The sequence below is a fragment of the Zhenhengia yiwuensis genome (assembly GCF_014384995.1).
Lineage (GTDB): Bacteria > Bacillota > Clostridia > Lachnospirales > Cellulosilyticaceae > Zhenhengia > Zhenhengia yiwuensis.
The window spans coordinates 1-8,908 of the sequence record NZ_JACRSY010000061.1; the positions used below are offsets into that span (position 1 = coordinate 1).

12 protein-coding genes are annotated in these 8,908 nt (G+C 34.9%); all 12 read right to left on the minus strand.

Annotated features, from left to right (window positions below; translation table 11 throughout):
• Positions 1-673: 673 nt before the first annotated feature.
• Positions 674-1,108: a hypothetical protein gene (locus H8718_RS19000; RefSeq protein ID WP_249334563.1), complete on the minus strand. Its 435-nt coding sequence runs from the start codon at positions 1,106-1,108 to the stop codon at positions 674-676.
• Positions 1,109-1,330: 222 nt separating this feature from the next.
• Positions 1,331-2,059, minus strand: a complete 729-nt coding sequence (locus H8718_RS19005) for a M15 family metallopeptidase (protein WP_249334566.1) — start codon at positions 2,057-2,059, stop codon at positions 1,331-1,333.
• Positions 2,052-2,243, minus strand: a complete 192-nt coding sequence (locus H8718_RS19010; RefSeq protein ID WP_249334568.1) for a hypothetical protein — start codon at positions 2,241-2,243, stop codon at positions 2,052-2,054. The genes H8718_RS19005 and H8718_RS19010 overlap by 8 nt, the downstream gene beginning before the upstream one ends.
• A 14-nt stretch (positions 2,244-2,257) precedes the next feature.
• The gene (locus H8718_RS19015; protein ID WP_249334570.1) at positions 2,258-2,437 is read right to left on the minus strand and encodes a hemolysin XhlA; all 180 of its coding nucleotides are present in this window, start codon (positions 2,435-2,437) and stop codon (positions 2,258-2,260) included.
• Between the two features lie 7 nt (positions 2,438-2,444).
• Entirely contained in the window at positions 2,445-3,611 is a 1,167-nt protein-coding gene (locus H8718_RS19020; RefSeq protein ID WP_249334572.1) for a stalk domain-containing protein, read from the minus strand.
• Positions 3,612-3,701: 90 nt separating this feature from the next.
• Positions 3,702-3,905, minus strand: coding sequence for a hypothetical protein (locus H8718_RS19025; protein WP_249334574.1), 204 nt, complete (start codon positions 3,903-3,905; stop codon positions 3,702-3,704).
• Between the two features lie 36 nt (positions 3,906-3,941).
• Entirely contained in the window at positions 3,942-4,328 is a 387-nt protein-coding gene (locus tag H8718_RS19030) for a hypothetical protein (protein ID WP_249334576.1), read from the minus strand.
• Positions 4,329-4,339: 11 nt separating this feature from the next.
• Positions 4,340-5,341 carry a hypothetical protein gene (locus tag H8718_RS19035; RefSeq protein ID WP_249334578.1) on the minus strand — a complete coding sequence of 334 codons (1,002 nt, stop codon included), beginning with the start codon at positions 5,339-5,341 and terminating at the stop codon, positions 4,340-4,342.
• A 14-nt stretch (positions 5,342-5,355) separates the two neighbouring features.
• Positions 5,356-5,961 carry a putative phage tail protein gene (locus H8718_RS19040; protein ID WP_249334579.1) on the minus strand — a complete coding sequence of 202 codons (606 nt, stop codon included), beginning with the start codon at positions 5,959-5,961 and terminating at the stop codon, positions 5,356-5,358.
• A 246-nt stretch (positions 5,962-6,207) separates the two neighbouring features.
• Complete coding sequence (locus tag H8718_RS19045; protein ID WP_249334581.1) at positions 6,208-7,731, minus strand: hypothetical protein; 1,524 nt, start codon at positions 7,729-7,731, stop codon at positions 6,208-6,210.
• Positions 7,732-7,773: 42 nt separating this feature from the next.
• On the minus strand, positions 7,774-8,304 hold the full coding sequence (locus tag H8718_RS19050) for a hypothetical protein (RefSeq protein WP_249334583.1): 531 nt from the start codon (positions 8,302-8,304) through the stop codon (positions 7,774-7,776).
• A gap of 1 nt (position 8,305) precedes the next feature.
• A partial coding sequence (locus tag H8718_RS19055; protein ID WP_249334584.1) for a baseplate J/gp47 family protein occupies positions 8,306-8,908 on the minus strand: 603 nt, incomplete at its 5' end.

The window sequence follows — 8,908 nt, forward strand, 5'->3', positions numbered from 1 at the left end:
CTTTGCAAAAAAATATTCCTACATAAAAAATAAGGCTAGAACCGAAGATCTAGCCTTATTTTTTATATTATAAACAAAAAGTACCTTCAATTAAGAAAGTATCTCTTTATTTATAAAACGGTCTTCTTTATGCCACTAAATGGCGTTGTTTACAAATAATAAAAAAATAAAACCCTGCCTTAAGTCGACTACAGCACATGTAGCTTACAATTTCTTGCGAACACTAAGGACTTATGCTAGTTTTGTATCTACTTTTAAGTATATCTGTTTATTACTTATTTGTAAATAATAGATTTAAAGTAGTAAGTCTAAAATAAATGATACTGTAAGCAAAAAAATAAGACCATGTTGCCATGATCTAAAAACAAATACATTTTTACTATGTCTACTATTAGGGGGTAATAGACAACTCTTGTAAGGGGGTTTGCATAATTATTATAGAACAAATGTTCGAATTCAGAAATAGAGATTTGTCATTTTATGCATAAAAATAGAACCAAGCTTTCATCTAGTCCTATCTAAAATTATATTTTTAACTTAACAATATTTATAGAGTTATGAATACCCCTCCTAATAAAATCAGTATTTGAACAAAAAAATAAAGGTAGACCCACAGGGCTACCTTTCTCTTTATAAGCATATTTCTTGTTATAGTATACTTTTTAATCCTTTTTTACAAGTATTTACGAAGCTCTTTACATAATTGTTCTTCAATAGAAATTAGTTTTATACAAATCTCCTTAGATGAAGTATCAGCCATGTTATATTGGTTAAGATACTTATTTAGAGATTTAATTCCCATATTACAGCCATCAGTAATAAGATCTGCTACTGTCTTATCACTATAATCCATACTCATTTTCATATTAGTTTTCATCCATGACATACCTTTTGCGATAGGATTTGGGTCTTTTTCTTCACTGTTATAACTCTTCAATAAAAAATGTATATCAGTCTTTAATTTTTCATGATGTTTTTTACTTTCTTCTAGCAATTGTTTCATATCAACATTACAAATTTTTTCTAACACCTCATCAATAGAAGCAATTGCCATTTTAATACCAGCATCACATTCTTGAAGTAATTTTATAGTATCTGTATTTTCCATAATAATGATCCTTTCTGCTTTTCAGTATATCTATCCAACATGGAATACTATGTATATTATTTACATAGTACAAAATACTATGTATAATACTTCACTACTTTAATGAATTTCTTTTTTATAGTTTTATTAGTTACTCTTTAAATTGCTTATTTAAAATTTATTTTTAAAGCAATTCTTTAATAAATCTATATTTTAATCCAAAAATAAAGGGTAAGCTGAAGCTTACCCCAAATAACCACTAACCTTAACGATTAAATCTCTTACATTCTGCTCTGTATACTTCTTATTCTTCCATATATCAGGACTATTAATAATCTTAACCTCTACCATCTTAGCTACTGCCGTATCATAAGTACTTACATCAAATAGCCTAATCCCTATCTTACTAATAAGTGCTGGTACGTTCTTCAGATTAATTCTATCTAACCGATTCCAACTTGCATCATTAATCTTTACTCCACTATCAATGATCTTAGTCACTGCCTTTTTGAGTTCTTCATCTTCTTTAATAATTGGCTCTTTCCACCCCTTAGGTACTTGAACATGTGGCGAGTCTCCAAAGGCTCCTCCCCATTCTAATCCCAAGTCAGATACAATTTCACCACACTTATTAAAGAATGCTTTATCACTATACTCTTGCCCTTTTACATTCTTACAGAAGTCAAAAGCCATACCACCTAAATGATTACTATCTAAAGTCCAAGTAACTTGTTTCTCTGATGGATTAGCATATTTCTCAGCAAACGTTGCAGGTACTCCCATAGCTTTTGCCTGTGGTACTGTTCTTCCTTGACATGCTAAAAAATATTGCCTTTCTTTTGTTCTTAATGTTTCTACTATAAGCACATTTAATTTTTGTCTTTCACATTCTTCCATAAAAAGAGCACAAGCCTTTTGAGCCTGTGCTGATAATTTTTTTACATCTCTACATTGTTTTATTAGATCACTCATGATAAACTTCTCCTTTCGGTGTATCTAAAGCTGTGCTTTTGCCAAAGTAATAACCTACAACTGTACTTACAATAGCTACAAACTCACTTGGAACAGCTTTATTAGTAAAAATACAAAAGCCTACAAATAATATGTAAGCTCCACTAAACCCTAATGCCATAATTTTACGTGTCGTTAGTTTCATAATCTATCCCCTTTCTATAGTCCTAATAATGCAACAAGCCCTAGTACAACTGCGCCTATAAGCGTTCTTACTAACCATGCTTGGTTACTTTCCAGTTTTGCAACTCGCCCCTCTAGGGCAGCGACCTTTTCTGATAATAACACTTCTATTTTGGTTAATCGTTCTTTGATTTCTACTACATCGTCTTTTTCCATAGCCCTTTTACCCTCTAACTGTTATCCGTTTATCTCCTGCATTATAATCCACTTTGGCACCTGTAAGCTCTGCAAAGGCCCTAAGTGGAATAAGCGTATAGCCGCTTACTACTTTTACAGGCACAGGTATTTTTACCTGAGTAACCTTACCACCTTGTTCGGATTTGATAACATTACTGCCTACCTGCATCGTAATAAGTTGATTATGCATCTTACTATAGGCTGTAATAACCTTATCTAAACTTGAATACCGCACAGTATATCCTAATGTCTCACATAAAAATCTAAAAGGCACTAAAGTTGTACCTTGTTCTACCGTTGCAGGATAATCCATCACCTGCTCTACCTTATTAACTTGTACATTTTTAGAACCTACCTTTAATTCAATCGTAGTGCATGGGAAGTCCACTTGATTCTTATCATGGAAATGAGGATACTTGATAAGATTTGAATCTAATTCAAAAGTATGTACACTCTTAATATAAGTATCTGCACTATAAAGGCCTGTCCACCTTTCTATAAACGCCTCATATGGAACAAATAAATAGCCTTTGTAGCCTCTTGTAGTACCATAAGACTCTTGCATAACAAACCAGTTTTTATAAGTCACTCCATTTATCGTTTTAGGCATATCTTCTATGTAACCACATATCCAAATAGCATGTAAGCCATTAGGTTCGCTACCTTTAGCTGGCTTAACTACGCATCCTTGTATAGGGAATGTGTGCTCTTTGTATAACTTAACAATTGCAACGCACCCACCATTCTCTACAATATGATGCTTTATCCCTTCAATATCTGTCGTTTTAATGTCTATACGTTTCTTTGGCTTAAACTTTTTAGCTTCTTCATACATAGCATCCGTAGTAGGTAAGAACTTGTTGTCATTGTAATCCTTATCTTCCCATGTAGGATATAAAGCTTCCGTACACATACCATATTGACAGACTTGATCCATAAGTTTTTCTAGAGGTGTTCCTGTTGCATCTGGTCTGCCATCTACCTTCTTAGATAACATCATAGCCCAGCTATTACTAAGAGGGGTAATGCTTCCATAAACCCTAGCGAATTGTGCTTCTAATAAAGTACTTACTGCATGGTTAGTACACCAGTTACTTCCTCTTTGATGCTCTATTCCACTTGCTTGATTAAGATATTGTTTTGGTAAAGACATTTCCTATCATCCTTTCTATAAAAAGGCATAAAAAATAACACTATTTCTAGTGCCTTCTCTATGCCTTTATTCAGTTAACCAATCATTCTTTTATTCTACTAAGCCAAGTTCTTTTTTTACTTCTTCTACAAATTGCTGAGGAATCTGTTCCAACTTCCAATCATGATCAGCAATAAGGACTACACAGATTTCCGTTTGTTGTGCCACTGGACATTGCTCTACTTTCTTTCTACCTGCATCCACTAATCTTGCATTTGCTCTTACTTGTACTGGGTATTGTGTTGTATCAATCATGATGATACCTCCTTTAAATTGATTCTTTTTATCTTATTAAGCCTGCTTAGGCTTTAATAACTGATTAAGTTTTTCATCTAGCATAACGAACATCTCCATAAGGAGTAAGACATCGGATTGTGATGTCTCGACTTTCGTGTTAGTATCCATATGGAGTTCCATCGCTGTCAATGTATCCTCACTTGTTGTCTCAACTGAGTTTTTAATACCTTCTGTCATTTTTTCATGAGGACTCACTATCGGTTCAAGCTTAAGCGTTTCTGTAAACACCCTCGTTTCTGGATTAAATTTCGCATACTGCCTTGCTTGAATATATTCCTCATAGGATACTTCTATATAATCGCCCTCTGGTTCATAGGGACTCTCTAATAACATTCCAATATTAAATTCTTCATCAAGCGTTATGAAATATTTCATACTCATCGTCTCCCTCCTTAGCTATTAACATAGAAATGTGCTGTATAGACGCGTGTTCCTGCATTTGATGACCTATCCACGACCTTAACATTGTTTTTAAAAGGATAAGTCGGTAATTCTCCGTAACTCTCACTTAACGCATTCCCCTGTATAAATTCATGATTTGAATAATAAGAATTACTTCCAGCACCATCTAGTACCATAGCGCCATCCACTATAATTTGCATTTTAGCACTACCAAATTGTGAAATCTTACAAACGCCACCTTTTGAGTTTGTATAATTAATCACCTCTAAATTACTGTTAGGATTTCCTGTATTTGCAACTGTTTTAGTTGCTTTGACATAAGTTTTACCAGCCACATCGCCACCGCCTTTATTTACAATAGACTTTAAATCATTAATTTGTTGTTGGAAACCTGTACCACTTCCCATGACGGTTATATCAGTAAATCCTGTAATCCATTTACCATCTCTAAGGTATGCTTGTTTCATGGTAGTATCTGAATCACCATCATCATAATCATAAAATTTTACGTATTGCCCTAATTTGAGATTATTATTTATACCTGTCGCACTTGCAAAATCAGAAGCATGTTTTCCGTCTACTGTGTCAGCATTACCACCATTAGCAGTTAAAGATGTTGGGAAATCTGTTATTTGTGATTTTGTATGAGTATGTGAAGTATTAGCTTTTGCATCTAACTTAGTATTAATTTCTGTTTCTGTATAGTATCTATCATCATGAGTATGTGATGCTGCTGCCGCTCCAATATTACCTGGTGTTACATCTTGCCAAGTATTATCGCACCTTAGAAATTTCTTATTGTTCGCACTTTGTGTGGCAGGCACATGATTCCCATGAGAAGTATTCGCCTTGTTATTTTTCAAATCGTCGATTTGAGTAGCATTACTTTTCATCCTTGTATCTATGGTATCCATATTCTGATTGATAATAGCAATATCAACTGCATCCGTACCATCCGGTTTCTTTAGTCCATAATTGGTAGTATTTTTCATTCTATTACTCCTTTCTATATGACCTTTACCTTATCCCATGTGTGTATGGATAAAGCTGACCACGTATAGGCTTTTAAATTGTTCCAGTAGTTATAGGTATATTCAAAAGTAAATGCTAGATGTGCAGGTTTAACTTCTTCTATGGAGCTTGTTAAATCCTTCATATTAGCAGGCACTCCCTTTACACCTACGAACTTAACTACAAACCTATACTCATTAGGGTATTCTATTACTTCTACCTCTCCATTTGAAAAGGCACTGGCTATGTTTATAATGAGTTGTTTCGTTGTTGTTCCCGAACCCCTAATCTTGGCCTTAATACGTTCTCTTCTAAACGAATAGTTTTTTTCTATTTCAATGGGCAAATCAAATATTTTTTCCCATCTTGATAAGCCCCAAGTGGCTGTCTCAATAAACATCTGGTTAAGTAAATCTTGTTTAAAGGCTATAACTTCAGCTAAGTTCTTCCCTAAAATCTCTTGAAGGACTTTCATTTGCTCTATCTCATGCCAATAGGTAGGTAAATATTTCATTAAGTCCACTTCTATAATTTCATCACGAATACTTTCTTGAGATGATCCATAGGAGGATTCTCCATACAAGTTTTTGCTATAACTCATTGATTACACCCCCTTTAAATCATTCCAAGTAAGCCCTTTTTTAGGTAATGCTCCCACATCTGCAGCCGTAGGTTTATTCTTTGGTGAATATACCCTCGCCCCTTGGTCGTATAAGGCCCCAGACCTATTGGTAAATTTTACTCTAACTTCTACTTCCACTGAGTTTGTATTACTTCTTACTGGGAATACTCTATTAGCGCTATCCGTAAAGTCCGTTAATTTAACCTCTACTGTCGTGGCAATCCCTTAATCACTTTCGATTTGATACTGTGCGCCTCCTCCTCTTAACCATACTACTAACCCTGATGTACAATAAGATAAGCCACCTACCATAGTTGTATAAGATTCATCAAACATAGTAACAACGTAAGAACTTCCACTATTTCCACCCCAATAATTATCTCCATTCCAAAGTATACCTAATGTTAAGCCACCTCTATGTGTAGCAGTATTCCAAGAATCAGGTGCTGTCCAATTATACCCTCTCGATATACTTAAATGACAAGCTCCAAATGATGGACTTCCATCATTAATAATTACAGGATAATACTTATTTGCTTCTCCTCCTACAGTAAACCGTGTATAATGACTGGCTCTTAAATTCTTTGTAGCATATGAGCCATCATGATTATGAGAACTCGGTGGAAATGTTGATGGCTTTCCAGTAACACCAGCCCATGCAACGGATTCAGCTTTATCTACAATACCACTGTTATTAGTATCATAGATTGCTTTAGTCATATCACCATATCCAGCAGCCCCTAAATCCTCTTTGGAGACAAACTTAGCGTTCGCTTCAGATTCTGTATAGTATCTCTCATCATGAGTATGTGATGCTGGGGCCGCCCCAATATTACCTGGTGTTACATCTTGCCAAGTATTATCGCACCTTAGAAATTTCTTATTGTTAGCTGATTGAGTTGCAGGCACATGATTCCCATGAGAAGCATTGGCCTTTCCATTCCATGTAGTTTTTTCTGCATCTGTTACATGCCTTGTATTGGCATCATTAGGATGTACATATCTGTTAGCATTAGCCTCTATACCCGATAACTTACTTTTTTCAACTGTTGTATAATCTTCGGTACTTAATCCTTTTCCGCTTACCTTATCAACCTTATTTGAGACTGTATTCCACAAGGTTCTTTCAGCTGCTGTTATGTGTTTAATCGCATCACTTATATGCGTAAAGGCACTATTCCAGTTATTAATTAATACTTGTGTGAGTGTATCGATAAGACTCTTGTTACTATGAGTATGCTTTTTACTATTCATATCATCTAGATTAGTCTTATCCTCTTTGGCCATAAGCCCATCAACCTGACTTGTCGCTTTAGGAATAGCATTGGCACTTATTACAACCCATTCCGTACCACTATATCTGTAAGTGTAATCTGTATCTTTTACATTTACAGTCCAGCCATCAACTGGATTAGGATAAGTGCTTGCTATATCCTCAAAAGTTGCCACCGACTCTTTCCAGTCAATTTTAGTTTCTAAACTTGCAAGCTTATTATCAACTTCAGCTTTTGTATATTTATCATTCCAGTTGTTACGTTCCGATGAAGTAATATGTTTAATGTTATCCGTAGCATGAGTATTAAACTCAACTTTAGAGGCTTGTTGGATATTATCCAGATTTCCTAAACCAACTTGATCCTTAGTGACCTGGTGTGGATTGCTTAAATCTTCCTTATGTAAAATAAACTCCGCTTTAGAAGCTTGTTGTATATCTTCTACATTGCCTAGTCCCACTTGATGTTTAGTCACAGCATGAGGATTATCCTTTGCATTTTTATGACTTAGTAGCTCTTACTGTGTTAAGCCTAAATTCTGATTAGTGGCTTCTAGATTTTCGTTTGTCATTTGTAAATTTTGATTGGTAACCTCTAAATCCTTTTGAAAGGCCCTACTGTTCCAGCTTTCTCTTTCCTTACCTGTAATATGCCTTACTTTATCTTCATCATGACTAGCCAGTTTATTCTTCACATTCTCTATGAAGTTTTCTAAGTAGTAAGCTGCACCTTGTAATTGATTGATATCTTCAGCTTCTACCGTATCTCCATAAGTCTCATACGTAATGTATAAAACCTCAGATTGACTAAAGACTTTAAGATAGGTCTTCCAAACCTCTTCTTTTTTATCTAAAGTATAGGCGAATACACGCTCCCCCTCTTTGTTAGGCAAGGTGTAAATTTCTATGGTTTTCTCTATAACTTGATCATGCGCTAAAAAGCCTTCCCATTTGCCCTCTGTTAATATAACTTGTTCGTCTACAATCGTATAAGGGTTATCCCTTTTGTTTAATCTGGCTATAAAATTGTAAATCTGCTTAAGTCCCACCTTACACCTCCACTACTAAGGTTCCTATAGTAGGTATTTCTTCTTCTGTTAATCTTATGTTAGCTGCTGTATTATTCAGTTTTAAGTCTGTGTAGTCTATTACACCCTCAACGTCTAAGATCAAGCTTCCTATGATAGCATATGAGATAATATTTTTCTTAAAAGTAATACTTTGAAGGTACTCTTGTATCTTTGTCTTTAGATTCTGTTTAATAGCCTCTAATAATACATCTGTTCCTATTTCTAGGGTTACATGAATATCTAGAGTCTTAGGTGTTGGTGCTACTACTGTTACATTTGCACCTATTGGTCTTACTTCTTCTATATGTGAAGCGACTTTATCGATTAAACTTCTATCAGCAGGAAGCTTATCTGCGTTAGTGATAAGTACCTTTACTGTACCTGGACCATTCCATAAGGGGAATATTTTGGCATCCCCCACACCCTCAACCTCTGTGGCCCATATTTTATAATGATGGACATTTCCGGAGGTAGCTGGCATACGAACATTTAAAAAGAATCTTTCTCTTAAACGCTCATCTGATTCTATCTCTTCGCCGGATATAAGGATGTCTTTTAGTTCTGCTGTTGTAAGACCTTTTAT

Coding starts and splice junctions, on each gene's coding strand:
- H8718_RS19000 (WP_249334563.1), bottom strand. CDS start 1,108: ATGGAAAATACAGATACTATAAAATTACTTCAAGAATGTGATGCTGGT.
- H8718_RS19005 (WP_249334566.1), bottom strand. CDS start 2,059: ATGAGTGATCTAATAAAACAATGTAGAGATGTAAAAAAATTATCAGCA.
- H8718_RS19010 (WP_249334568.1), bottom strand. CDS start 2,243: ATGAAACTAACGACACGTAAAATTATGGCATTAGGGTTTAGTGGAGCT.
- H8718_RS19015 (WP_249334570.1), bottom strand. CDS start 2,437: ATGGAAAAAGACGATGTAGTAGAAATCAAAGAACGATTAACCAAAATA.
- H8718_RS19020 (WP_249334572.1), bottom strand. CDS start 3,611: ATGTCTTTACCAAAACAATATCTTAATCAAGCAAGTGGAATAGAGCAT.
- H8718_RS19025 (WP_249334574.1), bottom strand. CDS start 3,905: ATGATTGATACAACACAATACCCAGTACAAGTAAGAGCAAATGCAAGA.
- H8718_RS19030 (WP_249334576.1), bottom strand. CDS start 4,328: ATGAGTATGAAATATTTCATAACGCTTGATGAAGAATTTAATATTGGA.
- H8718_RS19035 (WP_249334578.1), bottom strand. CDS start 5,341: ATGAAAAATACTACCAATTATGGACTAAAGAAACCGGATGGTACGGAT.
- H8718_RS19040 (WP_249334579.1), bottom strand. CDS start 5,961: ATGAGTTATAGCAAAAACTTGTATGGAGAATCCTCCTATGGATCATCT.